Raw genomic sequence first — 19818 nt, 5'->3', positions numbered from 1 at the left:
CTTTATGGCCGTGGCTTATCCGTAGGGGTTGGCCGGCAGACGCGGGATGACCTCGAGATCCATGACCATGGTCAGAATGTCCGAGATCGAATAGATGTGGAAGATCTTGCCTTCCTTCATCTTCAGGGTCGAATACCACCAGACGTTGATCTCATTGCCGGTCGGCTCTTTGCCGTAATAAGTGCCGCCGGTGTGCTTGCCCCAGTGGTGGCACAGAACGGTAACTTCGTCATCGCCACGGCCCCAGGCACCAACGGTGCGGTAGACACAGGGCGGGAACAGTTCGTACAGCTTCATCGGCGACGTTTTCCACGTGTCATACGTGCTCAGGTCGGGACGGTTGGGGTTGCTGTAGGTCATCTCCGGGTGGAAGAAATCATCCACGGCGTCGAAATCGCCACGGTTCAGAACCTCGTGCAGTGCCATCCAGTGACGCACGGCCTTTTCCTGCGGCGCGGTCAGGCCGTTGCAGATTTCCGCCTTTTTTTCTTCTGAGAGTGTGAAGTCTTCAAGTGTAGTCATTGGTTTCTCCCTTGATTTAACGCTACCAACACATCTCGTGTCCCGGCATTCTCCGTAAGAGGTGGTGCAAAAGCCAAATCACCGAAATCTCAGGCCAGCGGCCCCCGTGACTTGCTGTCAAACAATCCCGGGGCATCAACCTGTTCAACTCGTTGTCATAGCGGCGACCATCTTCGGTAGTCTCGTGTACATTTCGGGCCCGGCGGCCCTGAGAACCGCTTCGCCTGTGTATGGAGTAGTCAGGTAACGCGCATCTTGGACCTATCTAGCGTCGGGGATTTTCACCCGGACCGGAAAGTTTTTCATCAGGCCCCCAAGCGCGCCGGACGACGGCGCCCAGAGGCCAAATCCGCCCGTCCGTTCAATTCGCTGGCCACCGTCAGCGCAGCCCCGCAAGATAGGCCGCGATGGCCTCGATCTCGTCATCGCTGACCCCGCCCATGATCCCGGACATGTCCTCGCTGTTGGTGCGTGTTCTATCCCGGAAGGCTCGAAGCTGCTGCGCGGTATAGGCCGCATGCTGGCCGTGCAGATCGGGCGACGCCTCGGGCCGGGCGTCCGGGTCCGGGGCGTGGCAGGCGACGCAGGCGGTCACGGATCTGTCGTCGGTCTCGATACCTTCGTGAAAGATCGCCTCTCCCAGCGCGGCCTGTTCGGCATCAGGGGGCGGCGCAGGGGCGAACTCCTTTTGCGCGTAGAAGGCGGCAATGTTGCGGATGTCGCTTTCTGTCAGCCCGCCGACGAGGCCCTGCATCACCGAGTTCAGCCGCAGCCCGGCCCTGAAATCATTCAGCTGCTTGATCGTGTAATCGGCGCTCTGCCCCTGCAGGATCGGAATCGACCGCATGCCGCGGCTGCCATCCGCCGTGTGGCAACTTGCGCATCGCTGCAGGGCGAGCCGCCCGCCCGCCTGCGGATCGGGCAGCGCCTGCTGCGCCGCGACGGGGGCGACACCCCCCCAGATTACAAGACACAGGGCAAAGCTGCGGGCGAATGCGCGCGGCTGTGGTTTCAGCCGTGGAAATACTTCTGGCACAGGTTTGAGCTCTCTGCTGTTTTCATGGAAAAGCGAGCGCGAAAGCCCTTCGCGCCCGCCAGTGCCAATCAGGCAGCCATGCCCCGAACGGGGCCTTACAGGCTGGTTTCAGTTACGGCGTTCAGCGCCGCGATCCGGCCGAAAGTGATGCCAAGGCCCACGCTATAGCCGCTCGCCGCCACGATATCGCCGCTGAAGCCGCCGGTGATCGACATCCCCGCCGCATAGAGACGCGGAATGGGATTGCCATAGGTATCCACCACGCGCGCCTGGGTATCGATCCGCAGCCCGCCGGCATTGATCAGCATGCCCGGCCGGGTCTTGATCGCGTAGAATGGCGCGGTATCGACCGTTCCCAGCTTTTCGGTCTTGCCGAATTCGGGGTCCTTGCCGTTTTTCGCGTGCATGTTGTAGTCGCGCATGGTGGCCTCGAACACGTCTGCATCCACGCCCATCTTCTGCGCCAGCTCGCCGAAGGTGTCGGCCTTGAACACAAGCCCCTGTGCCTCTTCCTCGGCCAGATCGTGGCTCCAGGTCTGGGTGGGGTCGGTAAAGCCGGGGAACAGCACACCCATTTCCGAGGTCCGGGCGCGTTCGTCGAACACGGTCCAGGCGAAATTACCCGGCTGATAGAACACCTCTCGGTTGGCGATCGGATAGCCGACGGTTTCGTTGAAGAAGCGTTTGCCGCGCGAATTCACCGCCACGTTTGCCGCGTTCCCCGCCGTCGGGTATTTCGGCAGGTAGAAGGTGAACATGACCGGCTTGCCCTCGGGGGCGGGAATGCCCGCGATGGCATAGGTGCCCATCAGATCGGCCCCCCAGGCCTGCGCCATCGTCAGCCCGTCGCCGGTGTGGTTCAGCGGGCCGATGGGTTCGGCGGCGATCGCCATGTTGGAAAAGGCGCGGCGCTTTTCGGGGCTGCGGTTGAAATCGCCCGAAGTCACGATCACGGCCTTGTGGGCGCGGATGTTGATCTCGCGGCCGTCCTTGGTCTTGGCCTTAACCCCGCCGACCACACCGTCTTCGTTGGGCAGAATCTCGATCGCCGGGGTTTCCAGCATGACGCGGGCGCCCTTTTCCTCGGCCGCCATGCGCAGGGTGGTGAACACGCCATAGCCCGCGCCCACGGGGGAATGGCCCCGAATTGGCGCGGGAAGCGTGGACGCATATTCCTCCATATGCTCCAGCCCGCTCTGATAAAGCTGTTCGGGCGGGAATTCGACGCCAAGCTCGATCAGCCGCTCGACGGTCTGTGTCGCGTTGTCGACATAGGCCCGGACCAGCTCTGGCACCACGCTTTTGCCTCCGACATTCATCAGGAACTGGTACATGTCGTCTTTTGTGTCGTTGAGACCGGCAGCCTTCTGGACTGTCGTTTCCGCCGCATAGACCACGCCGCCGCTGAAGCGCGTGGCGCCGCCCGGCTCCGCGCCTTTCTCCAGGACGATCACGCTTGCGCCCGCAGCCGTCGCCTCCAGCGCGGCCGAGGCACCGGCGCCGCCCATGCCAACTACAATAACATCGGCCTCGTCATGCCACTCTTCGGGCGGAGAAACCGGCGCCGCCTGCGCCATCGCCCCGACCGGCGCGACAGCCGCAGCAGCCCCCAGCGCCTTGAGTACATCGCGGCGGCGCAGCCGCTCTTCCGGCGCGGCGCCGGCATCCGTGTCACCCCGCGCAATCCCGGCGCGGTTTTTGGAACTGTTCATGTTTTCCTCCCATGGTGCAGACAGTTAGACTGCTCTTTTTTGCAAATCCGATGGTATCAACTGTATTAAAGAAGCAATCATCCAAAACCCGACGGAAGATAGGGACGGGGCGTTTCAAAACTTGAAACCGACGCGCAGAACGAAACCGTAATCGGTCTTGGTTCGGTTCTCATCGTAAAGGTCGGTTACCAGCTTTAGCGAAGTGACAAGGTTCTTCTGGGGAAAATACCGCGTGAACACCAGGCCGGGCTGAACCAGGGTCATCCTGTTACCATCCAGCATTGACGCCGCAATCAGCGGATCGTCGGATTTGTCATCCTCCAGCTGCCGGGCCAACGTGAGGCTTGGCCCGATCTGCCACAGCCCGAAATACTGCGAGATCGAAAAATCCCCGCCGATCACATCGCCGTTCTTGTATCCCGCGTCGTCATTCTTTTGCGAGATGTTGTAGGATATCCTTCCGCTGAACTCGGTTCCCTTGCCGGTCACATAGGTGAAATCCACATGCGGGATGGTGATCAGCGCGTTGCCGCTGGTTTGTGTGATGCGTCCAACCTCGTACGATCCGGTCGGCACCATGAACGCCAGCCCCACGCCAACGCTCAGCCCATAGGGCAGCTGCCATGTGGCGGGATCGGACGAGGGGGGCCTGGCCCCCTTCAGCCCCAGATGGCGGCCCCAGTAGAGCGGTTCGACATATGTATCGAACACAGAGGATTCGCACACCTCGCCCGCCCCCATCGCGGCACAGGAGCGGGCATAGGAAACCGACAGGATCGAGGCGACGTTGCCGCCCCAGAGCGTGCGGTCCCAGACATGCAGAATGGAAAGGTTCGGCATGTCGAAATCAAGCTTGAAGTCGGGAATGCCGGGATGGGTTTTGTCATCCGGTCCGACATATTCCTTTGACCGGGAATGCACATATTGGAACAGCCCGTAGGTTCCCGGTTGCGGGATCAGGGCCGCGCGCTGATCGACGCCGCCGATCGGACCATAGAATTGTCCGCCCTCTGTTGCACGCGCAACGCCGGGCTGTGCCATGCAAAACATGAGGGCGCACAGCCGTGTAAGAATCTTGCTCCGGATCATAATTTCCTCCCTGGCATTCGTAAAAAGTCACTTGAATTAACGGATCTGCGACAAATTGCCTTATTGAGCTTTGACTTTACGGCTGGGAGGCGCGCCGCGACCTGCCGAAAGATAGGGTGGAGAGCCGCAAGGGGAGCTCATCCTAGGGGTGATTTTTCGAATTGTCGTGCAATTCTGACGGCTTGGCGGATCTTTGTAAGGCTGGCCGGACAATGAAAAAAACCGGGTACGAATATCATTCTGAGGTGCTCGGCTGACGCCCGCCCAAAACAAAAGCGCGGCCCCCTTGCCGGGGACCGCGCCGTTTCTCGCGCAATCGAAAGCGCCGCAAGGACGCCCTGGGCTCAGCCCTTCTTCTTGCCGCCCAGGGCGCCCTTGATCAGCATTCCGACAAGGCCGAAACGGGTTTTCCAGGACAGCATCTTGAACGATTCCCATATGGCGTCGGGCCCGATGTGGATGGTGGCCGGCATCGACCCCATCATCTTGCCCTTGACCACCAGAACGTCGCCCTGCTTGTCGATGGACTTCACGTCCATCATCTCGATTCCGTCTTTGCTATGTACTTTCATTCGCTTTGGTACGCCCTGCTCAGCCGATAAGCTCGTCGAAGTCGATCCCGAGGTCTTCCAGAACCACCTGGGCCACGTTGCGCCCCGGCCCGCCTGTCACGCCGCCACCCGGGTGGGTGCATGACCCCGACAGGTACAGCTTGTCGATCGGCGATTTATACTGGGCATAGCCCGGTACAGGGCGCATCCCGCCCAGTTGCCACGAGAACAGCCCCAGATGCCCGATGTCGGCACCGATCATCGAGGTATCGTGACGCTCGAGATCCAGCGGCGTGTGGAACTCCATTCCCAGAATATTGTCGTCACCCATGTTGGTGGTGAACTTGCGCATGTCCTCGATGAAACCCTGCGCAACCTCGGCGCCGATCTCGTCCCATTTCTCGGGGCCGCCGTCCTTGAGGTTATAGGGCGCGAAGGCATAGATGTGCATCGCGCTCTTGCCTTCGGGCACACGCGAGGGATCGACGCGGTGCTGGCCGACATAGGCGGCGAAGTCACGCTTGGGATAACCATATTCCAGATCGCGGAACGCCTGCTGGAATTCCTCGACGTCGGAATGCGACCGCTCGACCCAGAAGTAATCGTCGACCATCGGGCCGACCTTGTATTTCGGCTCTTCCTTCAGCGCCAGCTGAATGACGAAAGGCTGGAAATCGGCCAGTTTCAGCGTGTCGATATGATGCTGGAACATATCCGGCAGTTCCGTGCCCTGAACCATGTGCGGGAACACCTGCTTGACGTGCAGGGTCGAGATCACGCCTGTCTTGGCGGTGATCTCGGTGCCGTCTTCCAGAATGACGCCGGTGGCCTTGTCGCCCTCGATCTTGAATTCCTTGATCGTGCTGTTCACGCGCACTTCGCCGCCATGATCGGCAAAGCACTTGCCCAGCGCGTCCATCAGCGCCCAGGACCCGCCGACCGGGATACCCGAGCCGTAGCGGTGCATGTAGGGCAGGATGATGTAGAAACCGAAGCCGGTGCCGTTGTCGAACGGATTGGTCATCGCTTCCGACGCATAGCGGGCCAGCGCGATGCGAATCTTGGGATGCTCGAACCATTCGCAGATCAGATCCCACGAGCTGATCGACTGCAGCCGCATCAGTTCGCGCCCCTGGGGGCTGGCATCCATCATCGCGGCCTGCATGCCGGGGGTCGGCGGAATCGAGAACATGCCCATCACAAGCATATCCAGCGCGGCGAACACGGTTTCGTTGAACTTGCGGTAAGCCTCGCCGTCGCGGGGGGAAATCTTGGCGATCGACGCAGCGGTCTCTTCCATCCCGGTGTGGAATTCAAGCACATCGCCGTCGTCGAACACCACGGCGGTCATCTTGTCGGGATTCACATATTCGAGGCCGTATTTCGATTTCAGGCCCAGCTCGTCATTCAGAATCAGCGGGTTTGCCTGAATCATCGTGTGGGCGATCGAATGCAGATCGTGCTTGAAACCGGGAAGCGTGTTTTCCCTGGTCATCACGCCGCCACCGATGATGTCATTGCGCTCCAGCACGCAGACGGATTGACCCGCTTTGGCCAGATAACACGCCGCGATCAGGCCGTTATGGCCGCCCCCGGCGATGACCACATCATACGAATTGCCCATAAGCTTTCTCCTCCCGTACAGAACGCCCTGTTGCTCAAGCGGACCTGATACCAGAGAGCGGCCCCGGTTAACCTCTCGAAAGATAGGTAGAAGCCAGCACGCCAGACCACATGATGCAGGCGATGTGGCGCCTTCGGAAACGCAAGCCCGGGAGGCTCAGGTTTTGTCTCCGTTCCTGTCGGTCGATAGGGGAGCCGCTCCGATTTACATGCGAAACAAGAAAAACACGCGAATTAGGTCATCGACTGACACTACGAAATGTGAGGAAAAAATGGCGACTCTTTTGAAAGCGGATACCAAACCGACCCCGTTTGCCGACCACAAGCTGCCCGGCCTTCTGGATCAGGCGATAGCCCTGCAGCCCCTTTTGGAGGAGAAAGCGGCCGAGGCCAACGAGCTGCGCAGCCCGACCAAGGCCGTGGAAGACGCGTTCCGCGAGATGGGCGCCTTTTCGCTGCTGCTGCCCGAGCGGCTGGGTGGTGTCGGCCTGTCGCTGAGCTCGTTCGCGCGTATCCAGATGGAGATCGGCAAGGGTGATCCGTCGATGTCGTGGGTGCTGCAGATCATCAACGGCACGAGCTGGATTTCCTCGCTGGCGTCGGATGCGATTCAGGATGAGCTGTTCGCCAACGGCCCCACCAATGTCTGCGGCGCCTACAACCCCCCGGGCAAGGCCGTGCGGGTCGAGGGCGGCTACAAGGTCACCGGTGCCTGGCCCTATTCGTCGGGCTCGCGCCAGGCCAACTGGGCGCAATGCGGCATCCTGTTCGAAGGCGACGACGTGCCGACAGCGCCCGGCATCAGCATGGCCTATATCCCGATGGATCAGGTCACGATCAAGGATAGCTGGTACGTGACCGGCATGCAGGCGACCGGCTCTGACACCACCTGCGCCAATGATGTGTTCGTGCCCGAGCACCTGATCGTCACGATGGACAAGCCCTATGGCACGATCGTGCCGGGCAAGCGGCATTTCGGCGCCGCCTCGGACTGGCTGGCCCCGGTGCCCAGCGTGCGGGCAACCGGTCTGGCGCAGCTTCTGGGCGCGGCGCGCAAGATGCAGGAGATCTGCGAGGCGGAGTCCAAGAAGAAACCCGTGGTGACGACGATGTTCAAGACGCGTCTGGATTCGGCTGTCTACCTGCATGATCTGGGCAAGGTCGCCGCACAGCTCGACTCGGCCGAAACGCTGCTGTTTGATGCGCTGGACACGCTGGACGGGATCGCGCTTCAGGGTACGAAGCCGGATGTCGCGGTCTGCTCGAAACAGCGCGCGCAATGCGCCCAGATCGTCGAGCTGATCCACGCCTCGATCGAGAAGATCATGTTCATCTCGACCTCCTCGGCCTTCGCCTTCAGCAACCCGCTTCAGCGCTACTGGCGCGACATTCACGTGGGCCTGCGCCACATCCAGAACGTTCCGATGATCGGCTATGAGATCTATGGCCGCGACAATCTGGGCGCGTTGCCGAACATCACGCCCGTGGGCGCCTACTGACCCCACAGCCAGCCAATACGCCCGATGCAACTAAAAAGACCGGCCGGGATATTCGGCCGGTCTTTTTCGTTTTCCCTGCACCGCCAGCCGCAGGTTACAGCGACATTCCGCCTTCGACCGGGATGACCGTTCCCGTCATGTAAGACGCCGCCGGCGAGGCCAGGAAGACGGCCAGCCCGGCCAGATCCAGCGGCTGCCCGACCCGGCGGCGCGGGACCATCTGGATCAGCATGTCGTGCATCTCGTCCGATGTGATCTGCGTCATGTCCGAGGGGAAGAAGCCCGGCGCGATGCTGTTGATGGTGATGTTCTCGGGGGCCAGGCGTTTGGCCATGGATTTGCTCAGGTGGTGCAGCCCGGCCTTGGCGGCGGCATAGGCATAGGTCTCTTTCGGGCCGATCCGCAGCGCACCCACCGACCCGATGTTGATCACGGTCGAGGGGCGTTCCCCTGTCGCGCCCGCACGCATCAGCGGCAACAGCTTCTGCGTCAGGAAAAAGCAGCTTTTGAGGTTCAGCGACAGCACGCTGTCCCAGCCATCCTCAGGGTACTCGTCAATCGGCGCTTCGCAGATCGTCCCGGCGTTGTTGACCAGAATGTCGACCTGCTTTTCGTGGTTCGACAGTTCGGCCACCAGTGCCTCGATGCCGGCAACGGTCGAAACGTCGCCCGGCAGCGCGATGACGTCGCCCGAAGTCTCTTGCCTGATCTCGGCAACCGCTTCTTCCAGCCGCGCGGCGGTGCGGGCGCAGGCATAGACGCGCGCGCCGCAGGCGGCGAGCCCGGTTGCGATCATACGGCCGATCCCGCTGCTGGCACCGGTCACAAGCGCGACGCGGCCGTTGATGGAAAACATTTGGGCGGGATCAATCATTGGGGGGTCTCCGGAAACCGAACAGAACATTTGGAGCGGAGCCGCCGGCCCTTTCGGGGGGCGGCTCCGCGATGAGGATGGATCACATCGTCTCGAAGGCCACGGCGATGCCCTGACCGCCGCCGATGCACATGGTGCAAAGGGCCTTGCCGCCGCCGATGCGCTCCAGCTCATAGAGCGCCTTGATGGCGATGATCGCGCCGGTGGCGCCCACCGGGTGGCCAAGCGCGATGGCGCCGCCGTTGGGGTTGACCTTGTCACCGTTCAGGCCAAGCTCTTTGGCCACGGCGCAGGCCTGGGCGGCGAAGGCTTCGTTGCTTTCGATCACGTCGAACTGATCCGCCGTCATGCCAAGCTTTTCCAGCAGCTTGCTCACCGCGGGCACGGGGCCGATGCCCATGACATCGGGGCGCACACCTGCATGGGCATACCCCAAAATACGCGCGCGCGGCTTCAGCCCCGCCCTGGCCGCCGCATCCGCCGTGGCCAGCACCAGCGCGGCCGCGCCATCGTTGATCCCCGAGGCGTTGCCCGCCGTCACTGTGCCGCCCTTCTGGAAGGCCGGGCGCAATCCGGCCAGAGCCTCGGCCGTGGTGTCCTTGGGATGTTCGTCGGTGTCAAAGGCCACCATATCGCGCTTGACCTTCACGTCGATGGGCGCGATCTGGCTGGCAAAGCGGCCCTCGGTGATGGCGGCGCGCGCGCGGCGCTGGCTTTCCAGCGCGAAGGCGTCCTGTTCCTCGCGGCTGATCTGATGTTCGCGCGCGACGTTTTCGGCGGTGACGCCCATGTGGCCCGTGCCGAACGGGCAGGTCAGCGTGCCGATCATCATGTCGATCGCGCTGGTGTCGCCCATCTTCTGGCCGAAGCGGACGGCGGGCAGGATATGCGGCCCTCGAGACATGGTTTCGGCGCCCCCGGCCAGGGCGAATTCGGCCTCGCCCAGCATCAGCGACTGTGCGGCGGAAACCATGGCCTGAAGCCCCGAACCGCAGAGCCGGTTCACGTTCATCGCCGGCACATGATCCGGAATGCCCGCCTCGATGCCGGTGACGCGCGACAGGTACATGTCGCGCGGTTCGGTGTTGATCACATGCCCCATCACCACGTGGCCGATCTGGCCGGGCTCGACCCCGGCGCGATCCATGGCCGCGCGCGCCACATGGGCGCCCAGGGCGGTGGGCGGGACAGATGCGAGCGCACCGCCGAATGTGCCGATTGCGGTGCGGGCACCGTCGAGAATGACGATATCGTTCATGCTTGGGTCTCCTTGTGGCAGCCGGCGGATAGCGGCCCCTGCGGTCGGGGCCGGGCCTCCGCGCGGGCGGGACTATTTATGGGTAAACTGCGGCTCTCGTTTTTCCACGAATGCGGCCATGCCCTCTTTCTGGTCGTCGGTGGCGAAGAGCGCGTGAAACACGCGGCGTTCGAAGCGGACGCCTTCGGTGAGGGGCATTTCCTGCGTGCGGCGAATGGCGTCGCGGATGCTCATCAGCGCGGGCAAGGCCATGTTGGCGATCGTGTCGGCGGTTTTCAGCGCCTCGTCCAGCAAATCGTCCGCGGGGATCACACGGCTGACAAGGCCTGCGCGCTCGGCTTCTTCGGCGTCCATCATGCGGCCGGTAAAGCACATCTCCATCGCCTTGGCCTGACCGATCAGGCGGGTCAGGCGCTGCGATCCGCCCATGCCGGGCATCACGCCCAGCTTGATCTCGGGCTGGCCGAACCTGGCACTGTCCGAACACAGGATGAAATCGCACATCATCGCCAGTTCGCAGCCGCCGCCAAGCGCATAGCCCGACACCGCCGCGATCGTGGGTTTGCGCAGGGTCGCCACCTTGTCCCACTGGCCGAAGAAATCGGTGCCGTGCATGTCCATGTAGGACTGGTTCTGCATTTCCTTGATGTCGGCCCCGGCGGCAAACGCCTTTTGCGACCCGGTGATCACGATGCAGCCCACGCCGTCATCGTCGTCGGCCTTGGTCAGCGCGTCGATCAGCTCGTGCGAGAGCTGCGTGTTCAGCGCGTTCAGCGCCTTGGGCCGGTTCAGCGTGATCAGCAGAACCCGGCCCTTCTGTTCAGTCAGGATGGTTTCATAAGTCATTTATCAGCCCCGCGCAGGAAGTTGATGATGCCCGAGAAATCCTCGCCGCCATGGCCCAGCGATTCAAACAGGCCGAACATCTGCGCCGCCTCCGCGCCCAGCGGGATTTGCGCGCCGCGCGACAGGGCCGCCTCTTGCGCCAGGCGCAGATCCTTGAGCATGAGCGCCGCCGCAAAGCCGGGCTTGTAACCGTTGTTGGCGGGCGATGTCGGCACCGGACCCGGCACCGGGCAATTGGTGTTGACCGACCAGCACTGCCCCGAAGAGGTCGAGATCACGTCGAACAGCGCCTGATGCTCCAGCCCAAGCTTTTCCCCCAGGGCAAAGGCTTCGGCCGCGCCGATCATGGAAATGCCCAGAAGCATGTTGTTGCAGATTTTCGCCGCCTGCCCGGCGCCTGCGCCGCCGCAGGGCACCACGCGGCCCGCCATGGGCTCAAGCACTTCGCGCCCCTTGGCGATGGCGTCGTCGCTGCCGCCGACCATGAAGGTCAGCGTGCCGGCCTCGGCCCCGCCGGTGCCGCCCGAGACGGGCGCATCCAGCGTCAGGCAGCCCTTTTCGGCCATCATCGCATGGGCGGCGATGGCGCTGTCCACGTCGATGGTCGAGCTGTCGATCATGATCGTGCCCGGGGCGACGGTTTCGGCGATCTGGGCCCAGACCTTCTTCACCAGCCCGCCATTGGGCAACATGGTGATCACGGCATCGGCGCCGGTGACGGCGGCGGCCATATCCTCGAAGGGCGATACGCCGCGCTCGGCGGCGGCGGCGCGCGCCGCCTCCGACAGGTCGAACCCGTTGACGCTATGCCCCGCCTTGATCAGGTTTCCGGCCATCGGGCCGCCCATGTTGCCAAGGCCGATAAATGCGATTGTCATGGTCATGCCGTTGTCCTCCCTCGATGGGTTTAGCTGTTGAAAAGTGTGTCATGGGCCGCGGCGAGCGCGCCCAGATCGGGCGCCTTTGCCTCGGCCAGCGTGGCGGGCACCCATGTGGGGTTGCGGTCCTTGTCGATCACGGCCGCGCGCACGCCTTCGTAGAAATCGGGGCCTTCAAGAATGAGGCCCGTGGCAGCGAACTCGCGGTCCAGACATTCCTTCAGGTCCTTGCTGCCGCGCGCCGCGCGCAGCAGGCCAAGGGTGATCTTCAGGCTGGTGGGCGATTTCTGGCCAAGGGTCTTGAGCGTCTTTTGCGCGAATTCGGTGCCCTGCGCCTCGAGCGCGGCGATGATCTCTTCGACCGTATCCGCCGCGAAAGCCGCATCAATGGCGGCGCGATTTTCCGCGATGGTCGCGCCTGGCGCACCCTCTGCCAGCCCCTTGATCGCCGCGTCCACCTCTGACCCGCCCGCGTCTGCGGGCAGGCCCGCCAGGGCGGCGGCCAGATCGCCCAGCTTGCCCGCCGGCATGTAATAGTCGGCAAAGCCCGCATAGATCGCATCGGCCGCGCCGAAGCTGGCGCCGGTCAGCCCGATATAGGTGCCGACCTCGCCCGCCGCGCGGCCCAGAATCCAGGTCCCGCCCACATCAGGGAAGAACCCGATGCCGGTTTCGGGCATGGCCAGGCGGGTACGGTCGGTGACGATCCGGTGGCTGCCATGGGCCGACACGCCGACGCCGCCGCCCATCGTGATCCCGTCCATGAAGGCCACATAGGGCTTGGGATAGGCGGCGATACGCGCGTTCAGCACATATTCCTCGGCCCAGAACCGTTCCGCATCGGGCGTCTTGGCCTTGCCCGACTCGTAAAGTGCGATGATGTCGCCGCCGGCGCACAGGCCGCGCTCGCCCTCGCCAGTGATCAGCACGCTTGCGATGCTGTCATCCCCCTCGAACTCGGTCAGGCCCTTGTCGATCAGCCGGACCATCTCGAGCGTCAGGCTGTTGATCGCCTTCGGACGGTTCAGGTGCAGCCGGCCCAGGCTGCCCTCGCGGCTGATGATTACCGGTTCTTCACTCATTTTCCGCCCTTCAGTTTTCCGCGATCACAGACCGCGACACGATCAGCCGCATGATCTCGTTCGTGCCTTCCAGAATCTGATGCACCCGCAGGTCGCGCACGATCTTCTCGATCCCGTATTCGCTCAGGTAGCCATAGCCGCCATGCAGCTGCAACGCGTCATTGGCGACGTTGAAACATTCGTCCGTCACGAACTGCTTGGCCATGGCGCACAGCGTCGTGGCCTCGGGGGCCTTGGCATCCAGGCTGGAGGCCGCGCGCCACAGGATCGTGCGCGCCACTTCCACCTTGGTCGCCATCTCGGCCAGCCGGAACTGCAGCGTCGGCATCGCGATCAGCGCTTTGCCAAAGGCCTTGCGGTCGCGCATGTAGGCAACGGTGGCATCCAGCGCCGCCTGCGCGCCCCCAAGCGAACAGGCCGCGATGTTGATGCGCCCGCCGTTCAGCCCCGACATCGCGATGTTGAACCCCTTGCCCTCGGCCCCCAGCATGTTGGCCGCGGGCACGCGCATATTATCCATGTTCACCGTGCGCGTGGGCTGGGCGTTCCAGCCCATCTTGCGTTCATTCGCGCCAAAGCTCAGGCCGGGCGTGTCCTTCTCCACCAGAAAGGCCGAGATCCCCCCCGGCCCCGCATCGCCCGTGCGCGCCATCACGATATAGACATCCGAGGTGCCCGCCCCCGAGATGAACTGCTTCTGACCCGTCAGCAGGTAATCGTCGCCATCCTTCACCGCCCGCGTGCTCAGCGCCGAGGCGTCCGAGCCCGCGCCCGGTTCGGTCAGGCAATAGCTGGCCAGCGTGTCCATCGTGGCCAGCTTCGGGCACCAGGCGGCGCGCTGGTCTCCGGTGCCGTAGGTGTCGATCATCCAGCAGCACATGTTGTGGATCGAGATATAGGCCGCGATCGTCGGGCAACCCTTCGCCAGGGCCTCGAAGATCATCACCGAATCCACCCGGCCAAGCCCCGACCCGCCCACGTCGTCGCGCGTGTAGATCGCGCCCAGACCCAGGGCCCCGGCCTGCGCCAGAACATCGGTGGGGAAATGTTTGGCTTCGTCCCATTCGATGGCGTTGGGCCGCAACTCGTTCAGCGCGAACCCCTCCGCCATCTCCCGAAATGCCAGTTGATCCTCGCTGGGTGTGAAGTCTATCATGCGCGCCCTCCTCCTGCTTCGCCGTAGATACCGCCCCTTCTTACAGCTTGTCGATCAGCTCTGGTACTGCCTTGAAGAGATCGGCGACGAGGCCGTAATCGGCGACCTGGAAGATCGGGGCGTCTTCGTCCTTGTTGATGGCGACGATGATCTTGCTGTCCTTCATGCCGGCGAGGTGCTGGATCGCGCCCGAGATGCCGACCGCGACATAGAGCGCCGGGGCCACCACCTTGCCGGTCTGGCCCACCTGCCAGTCGTTCGGCGCATAGCCCGAATCGACCGCCGCGCGCGAGGCGCCAACGGCGGCGCCCAGCTTGTCGGCCAGCTGCTCGATCAGCGCGAAATTCTCTTCCGAACCCACGCCGCGCCCGCCCGAGACCACCACGCCGGCCGAGGTCAGCTCGGGCCGGTCGGAGGCGGCGACCTTGTCTTCCACCCATTCCGAAAGGCCCGGATCGGCCGCCGCGCCGATGGGCTCGACAGCCGCCGAACCGCCCGCGCCCGCCGCGTCGAAGGTCGAGGTGCGGATCGTCAGCACCTTTTTCGCATCCGTCGATTTCACCGTCTGGATCGCGTTGCCGGCATAGACCGGCCGCTCGAACGTATCGCCCGAAACCACGCCCGACACATCGGAAATCACCATCACATCCAGAAGCGCCGCCACCCGCGGCATGATGTTTTTCGCGCTCGCCGTGGCCGGGGCAACGAAATGTTCATACTCCCCCGCCAGGCTGACGATCAGAGCGGCGACCGGTTCGGCCAGACCGTTGCCATAGATCGCATCATCGGCGCAGAGCACCCGTGCCACGCCATCAAGTTCCGCCGCGGCCCCGGCCGCATCCGCACAGGAGGCGCCAGCGCACAGAACCGTCACATCGCCCAGCTGTTTCGCGGCGCTCAGCGCCTTTGCGGTCGCGTCCACGGCCAGGGCGCCGCCCGTGAGTTCCGCCAGAAGAAGTACAGCCATCAGATCGCTCCCGCCGCTTTGAGTTTCGCCACCAGCTCGTCCACCGAGCCGACCATTTCGCCGGCCTGGCGCGCGGCGGGTTCGGCGGTGCCGACCACCTGCAGGCGCGGCGTGACATCGACGCCGTAATCGGCCGCCGTCTTTTCCTCCATCGGCTTCTTCTTGGCTTTCATGATGTTGGGCAGCGACGCATAGCGCGGCTCGTTGAGCCGCAGATCCGCGGTGACGATCGCCGGAAGCGTGACCTTGATGGTCTGCAGCCCGCCATCGACCTCGCGGGTGACGGTGGCATGATCGCCCTCGACCGTCAGCTCCGAGGCGAAGGTCGCCTGGCCCCAGCCCAGCAGCGCCGCCAGCATCTGGCCGGTCGCGTTCATGTCATTGTCGATCGCCTGCTTGCCCGCGATCACCAGACCGGGCTCCTCGGCGTCGATCACGCCCTTGAGGATCTTGGCCACCGCCAGCGGCTCGATGTCCTGATGCACGTCATCGGCGGCCACCACAAGAATGGCGCGATCGGCGCCCATCGCAAGCGCCGTGCGCAGCGTCTCCTGCGCCTGCTTCACGCCGATCGAAACCGCAACAATCTCGGTCGCGACACCCGCCTCTTTCAGACGGATCGCCTCTTCCACCGCGATCTCGTCGAACGGGTTCATCGACATCTTGACATTCGCAAGATCGACACCGCTCCCGTCCGCCTTCACGCGAACCTTCACGTTATAGTCGATCACGCGCTTGACAGGTACCAATACCTTCATACTTCCTACCTTCGATTGTCTTCATTTCGAATTTATGTCGTCGTCGGCGCCATAAGACCGGCCGGTCGTCCAAACCGCAAGCATCTCGGCGGCGGTCCGTGTCGCGGCCGGGCGGATCGCCCCCGGAGTGCGCGAGAATCGCGGCGCCGGGGCCGGATGCACGACCCCCTCGTGGCGGAGGAATGTGCCGCGCCCCGCGTTATGGGGGTGATCTGCCGCGTCCAGCAGATCCAGCACCGGCGACACACAGGCATCGCTGCCGTCGAACACCCCGGCCCATTCATCCCGGCTTTTGCTGCCAAAACAGGCGGCGAACCGGTCGCGCATCGCGGGCCAGCCCGCCTTGTCCATCTGCGGGAATTTCGCCGGATCAAGGCCAAGCCCGTCCAGCAAAGCGCGGAAGAACTGCGGCTCGAGCGCGCCGACCGCAACATAACCGCCATCGGCGCATTCGTAGCAGCGATAGAAGGGCATCCCGCCGTCGAGCAGGTTCGCTTCCCGCTCCGGCCCCCAGCCGCTGCCTTGCCGCAGCGCGATGAAGAGACTCATCAGCATCGCCACCCCGTCGGTCATCGCCGCATCAACCACCTGCCCCTTGCCGGAGCTGCGCGCCTCGATCACCGCCGCGAGCACGCCCATGGCCAGGAACATCGCCCCGCCGCCATAATCGCCGACAAGGTTCAGCGGCGGCATTGGCGGGCGGCCGGCCTCGCCCATCGTGCCCAGGGCACCCGCGATGGCAATATAGTTGATGTCGTGCCCGGCACGCGGCGCCAGCGGGCCGGTCTGGCCCCAGCCGGTCATCCGGCCGTAGATCAGCGCAGGATTCACCGCCATACAGTCGTCGGGGCCCAGGCCCAGCCGCTCCATCACGCCGGGGCGGAAGCCTTCGATCAGAACGTCCGCCGCGCCGATCAGGTCAAGCGCCGCCGCGCGGTCGGCCGGGTCCTTGAGGTTCAGTTCGACGGCGGTGCGGCCCCGGTGCAGGATCGCCCCGCCCACATCCGCATAGGCGGCCTGACCGCCCGCACGGGCAAGACGCACGATATCGGCGCCAAGATCGGCCAGGATCGTCGCGCACAGCGGCACCGGGCCGATTGCGTCGAACTCGACAATACGGATACCGGCAAGCGGGCCCTTCGGGGTCTCGGTCATGGTTATTTATTCTCGATCTTGTTGGCCGCGCTGCTTTTCGATGTTGCGATATTTGCGCTGATTCCACCATCCACCAGCAGGTTCACCCCGCTGATATGGCTGGCGTCCGGCCCGGCCAGAAAGCGGATCGCGCGCGCCAGATCCTCGGGCGAGCCGACCCGCCCCAGCGGAATCTCGGCGGCGCGCGCCGCCCGCGCCTCGGGGTCGTCATAAGAAGCCGCCGTCATCGCCGTATGGGTGGGCCCGGGCGAGACACAGTTGCAGCGGATGCCCTCGGGGCCCCATTCCGCCGCCATCTGCCGCATCAGCATCACAAGAGCTGCCTTGCTGGCGCTATAGGCCCCCAGCGGGACGATCGGGTTCTCCGCCGCGGTCGAGGCCGTCGCAATGATCGCACCGCCCGACTTTGCCAAATGCGGCCGCGCGGCCTGCCCCAGCACCAGCGTCGCCCGCGCGTTGATGTTCATCAGCATGTCGAACTGGCCGGTCGTCATCTCGGCCAACGGCACCATGTGGATCGCGCCCGCATTGCTGATCAGCGCGTCGATACCGTCAAAGGCGGCCAGAGTGGCGGAAACCACAACGTCGCCCGCCTTTGGGTCCATCAGATCGGCCACGCATGTCGCCGAGGCCGCGCCCAGCGCGTCCAATTCGGAGGTCAGGGTCGCAAGACCCGCCTCGTCGCGGTCCACCAGCACGAGCTTTGCCTGATCGCCCAGGGGGTGTTTCGCAAATTCTATAGCGGTTGCGCGTCCGATCCCGCTTGCAGCACCTGTCACGATGACCGACATAATTCCTCCATATCCATGCGTTTTGCGCGACAAACAGCGCGGAACCCCCCTGCCGGTCACCTGCCGGGCGATAGGTGTCCGGCAGGTGAACCCCGGTGATAAAGACAGAACGAGCAAGGCGCTCGCCGGTGTGCAGAGACACATGGTGAGTGGGCATTTGCGCCCGCTTGGACATGCCCGTCTCGGCGCTATTCGAACGAATAGCCTTGCAATCCGAACGCGCGGCACTGGACAGTGTGCGGCATTGAGAAAATATATGTTATTGCGACAAAAAGATGTTTGCGGTCATATTCCGATGCTCCGCACAGTCGTCAGTGCAATGCAAAATGGGAGGAAGTTTCATGGAAGCCACTTTAGACACAGTGACCGAACAGGCCACCGGCCCCCGGCTCGAGGATCTGGATCAGCAGTACTATATTGATCTTGACCTGGCCGAGGAAAGCGTCCGCCAGAACGGCATTCAACATATGCGTGACTGGGCAAAGCGCGGCCCGTTCTACTGCAACCGCCGCGGCATCCCCGTGGTCGTCTGCGGCCGCTATGCCGACGCGCAGGAGGTCTATCTCAATCCCGACGTCTACTCGGTCGAGATGCCGCCGATCCCCGGCTACGAGATCTTCGACTTCTTCGGCGGCCTGAAGGCGGTCGCGCAGATGGATGGCGCCGACCATGCCCGGATCCGTCGCCTGATGATGCCCGCATTCATGCCTGCCGGCGTCAAGGCGCTGGAGGAAGCGACTGCGAAGATCATCGAGGCCAAGCTCGACGCCATCGAGGCGAACGGCGACACCTTCGAGGTGATGAGCGACTTCTCGGGTGACATCATCGGCCATGTCCTGCTAGGCGCGGCGTTCAACCTCACGCCCGAGCAGCAAAACGCCTTCAAGCGTGCGCATGACAGCTTCGGCCTCATCATGGGTCTCGCGCCCGGCGAGCCCTATCCCCAGGAATTCCTGGAATCGGCTGGCGCGCTGCAGCAGGTGATGATGGAGATCCTCGAGGATCGTCGCAAGAACCCGACCAACGACATGATCGGCAAGATGGTTCACGCGCGCGACAACGACGACAAGCTCACCGACGAGGAGCTGTTCGGTCAGATCAACGCCGTCTGCGGCGCGGCCCTTGGCACCACCGCAACCAGCATCGCGACCGCGCTTCTGAACCTTGGTCGTCACCCCGATCAGTTCGACATGCTCAAGGCCGATCCGTCGATGACCGACATGGCCGTGACCGAATGCCTGCGCTATCAGAGCACCGGGTTCTTCACCTTCCCGCGCTATGCCACCCGCGACACCGAGCTTGCCGGCGTCAAGATCCCGAAGAACATGGTGGTTCTCGCGTCCGCCCAGGCGACCAACTATGACCCGGCCGTCTATGACAAGCCTGAGACGTTCGACATCAAGCGCAACCCGCAGGCGATCATGACCTTCGGCGCCGGCGCGCATCACTGCATCGGCAACCGGCTTGCCCGCATGGTGATCCGCAAGAGCCTGGAACAGATGATGGCACGGTTCCCGAATCTCCGCCTCGCGGACCCGGATTTCGATCCTGTCTATCAGGGCATGTTTGGCGAGATGGCACCGGACCGCGTTCCGATGCAGACGAACTGAGGCGGAGAAGAATACAGAATGCCTATTTTGAACGTAACCGACCGGGACGGGTCGGAGAAGCAAGTTGACGTAACGATGACGGAGTCCCTGATGCATGTACTCAGGGATGCCGGGTACCATATCGCGGCGGAATGCGGCGGGGCCGCGGCCTGCGGCACCTGTCATGTCTATGTGGATGAAGCCTGGCTCTCGAAACTGCCCGAAGCAGGTGAGATCGAGGCCGAGATGGTGGACCTGCTCGAGGAAACCAAACCCACGTCGCGTCTGTCGTGCCAGGTCCAGATGGATGACTCGCTTGATGGCCTCAAGGTGACACTGGCGCCAGAGGAATAGGCATTTTGAATGAAGCAGCCGGGGAACGCATCGAAGGAGGTCGGTGCGTTCTCCGGTGTCTTTCACTCTCATCAAGAA

At 63.4% G+C, this 19818-nt stretch carries 19 protein-coding genes; 3 read left to right on the top strand and 16 right to left on the bottom strand.

All coding sequences use genetic code 11. The features are described from left to right. Positions 1-15: 15 nt before the first annotated feature. The 6 genes from GGR17_RS07475 to GGR17_RS07450 all read right to left on the bottom strand — a co-directional run bounded on the left by GGR17_RS07475 (position 16) and on the right by GGR17_RS07450 (position 6534). Complete coding sequence (locus GGR17_RS07475; protein WP_054540215.1) at positions 16-522, bottom strand: nuclear transport factor 2 family protein; 507 nt, start codon at positions 520-522, stop codon at positions 16-18. Positions 523-901: 379 nt separating this feature from the next. Next, the gene (locus tag GGR17_RS20545) at positions 902-1558 is read right to left on the bottom strand and encodes a c-type cytochrome (protein ID WP_157445627.1); all 657 of its coding nucleotides are present in this window, start codon (positions 1556-1558) and stop codon (positions 902-904) included. A gap of 95 nt (positions 1559-1653) precedes the next feature. Then, the gene (locus tag GGR17_RS07465; protein WP_054540217.1) at positions 1654-3270 is read right to left on the bottom strand and encodes an FAD-dependent oxidoreductase; all 1617 of its coding nucleotides are present in this window, start codon (positions 3268-3270) and stop codon (positions 1654-1656) included. A gap of 114 nt (positions 3271-3384) precedes the next feature. Next, a complete protein-coding gene (locus tag GGR17_RS07460; protein ID WP_054540218.1) occupies positions 3385-4359 on the bottom strand; it encodes a SphA family protein in 975 nt (324 codons plus the stop codon). Positions 4360-4703: 344 nt separating this feature from the next. Next, on the bottom strand, positions 4704-4931 hold the full coding sequence (locus GGR17_RS07455; protein WP_037204819.1) for a hypothetical protein: 228 nt from the start codon (positions 4929-4931) through the stop codon (positions 4704-4706). 19 nt (positions 4932-4950) lie between these two features. Then, the gene (locus tag GGR17_RS07450) at positions 4951-6534 is read right to left on the bottom strand and encodes a phytoene desaturase family protein (RefSeq protein ID WP_037204822.1); all 1584 of its coding nucleotides are present in this window, start codon (positions 6532-6534) and stop codon (positions 4951-4953) included. Between the two features lie 271 nt (positions 6535-6805). On the opposite strand from GGR17_RS07450, the gene GGR17_RS07445 reads away from it, so the two are divergent. Next, entirely contained in the window at positions 6806-8032 is a 1227-nt protein-coding gene (locus tag GGR17_RS07445; RefSeq protein ID WP_054540219.1) for an acyl-CoA dehydrogenase family protein, read from the top strand. Positions 8033-8126: 94 nt separating this feature from the next. On the opposite strand, the gene GGR17_RS07440 is transcribed toward GGR17_RS07445, so the two are convergent. The 10 genes from GGR17_RS07440 to GGR17_RS07395 form a co-directional block, all read right to left on the bottom strand. Continuing rightward, complete coding sequence (locus GGR17_RS07440) at positions 8127-8906, bottom strand: SDR family oxidoreductase (protein WP_207642723.1); 780 nt, start codon at positions 8904-8906, stop codon at positions 8127-8129. A gap of 82 nt (positions 8907-8988) precedes the next feature. Then, on the bottom strand, positions 8989-10164 hold the full coding sequence (bktB, locus tag GGR17_RS07435; protein ID WP_054540220.1) for a beta-ketothiolase BktB: 1176 nt from the start codon (positions 10162-10164) through the stop codon (positions 8989-8991). Positions 10165-10236: 72 nt separating this feature from the next. Then, positions 10237-11010: an enoyl-CoA hydratase gene (locus GGR17_RS07430; protein WP_054540221.1), complete on the bottom strand. Its 774-nt coding sequence runs from the start codon at positions 11008-11010 to the stop codon at positions 10237-10239. Continuing rightward, complete coding sequence (gene mmsB, locus GGR17_RS07425) at positions 11007-11888, bottom strand: 3-hydroxyisobutyrate dehydrogenase (RefSeq protein WP_054540505.1); 882 nt, start codon at positions 11886-11888, stop codon at positions 11007-11009. The genes GGR17_RS07430 and mmsB overlap by 4 nt, the downstream gene beginning before the upstream one ends. Positions 11889-11917: 29 nt before the next feature. Next, a complete protein-coding gene (locus tag GGR17_RS07420; RefSeq protein ID WP_054540222.1) occupies positions 11918-12970 on the bottom strand; it encodes an enoyl-CoA hydratase/isomerase family protein in 1053 nt (350 codons plus the stop codon). A gap of 10 nt (positions 12971-12980) precedes the next feature. Continuing rightward, a complete protein-coding gene (locus tag GGR17_RS07415) occupies positions 12981-14123 on the bottom strand; it encodes an acyl-CoA dehydrogenase family protein (protein ID WP_207642743.1) in 1143 nt (380 codons plus the stop codon). Positions 14124-14166: 43 nt separating this feature from the next. After that, on the bottom strand, positions 14167-15093 hold the full coding sequence (locus GGR17_RS07410) for an electron transfer flavoprotein subunit alpha/FixB family protein (RefSeq protein ID WP_054540224.1): 927 nt from the start codon (positions 15091-15093) through the stop codon (positions 14167-14169). Further along, positions 15093-15851: an electron transfer flavoprotein subunit beta/FixA family protein gene (locus tag GGR17_RS07405; protein ID WP_054537793.1), complete on the bottom strand. Its 759-nt coding sequence runs from the start codon at positions 15849-15851 to the stop codon at positions 15093-15095. The genes GGR17_RS07410 and GGR17_RS07405 overlap by 1 nt, the downstream gene beginning before the upstream one ends. Positions 15852-15872: 21 nt before the next feature. Next, positions 15873-17006, bottom strand: coding sequence for a CaiB/BaiF CoA transferase family protein (locus tag GGR17_RS07400; RefSeq protein ID WP_054540225.1), 1134 nt, complete (start codon positions 17004-17006; stop codon positions 15873-15875). 2 nt (positions 17007-17008) lie between these two features. Continuing rightward, positions 17009-17797 (bottom strand): SDR family NAD(P)-dependent oxidoreductase, encoded by a 789-nt coding sequence (locus GGR17_RS07395; protein WP_054540226.1) that lies wholly within the window; start codon positions 17795-17797, stop codon positions 17009-17011. A gap of 341 nt (positions 17798-18138) precedes the next feature. Between GGR17_RS07395 and GGR17_RS07390 the strand changes: the two genes are divergently transcribed. Continuing rightward, positions 18139-19407 (top strand): cytochrome P450, encoded by a 1269-nt coding sequence (locus GGR17_RS07390; protein WP_162231841.1) that lies wholly within the window; start codon positions 18139-18141, stop codon positions 19405-19407. 18 nt (positions 19408-19425) lie between these two features. Beyond that, positions 19426-19740 (top strand): 2Fe-2S iron-sulfur cluster-binding protein, encoded by a 315-nt coding sequence (locus GGR17_RS07385; RefSeq protein WP_054540228.1) that lies wholly within the window; start codon positions 19426-19428, stop codon positions 19738-19740. The last annotated feature ends 78 nt before the right edge of the window (positions 19741-19818 follow it).

Source organism: Actibacterium naphthalenivorans, from assembly GCF_014196965.1.
In the GTDB taxonomy this organism is placed as follows: domain Bacteria; phylum Pseudomonadota; class Alphaproteobacteria; order Rhodobacterales; family Rhodobacteraceae; genus Actibacterium_A; species Actibacterium_A naphthalenivorans.
Note: the sequence above shows the minus strand (reverse complement) of the source record. Positions and strands in the feature narration are given on the sequence as shown.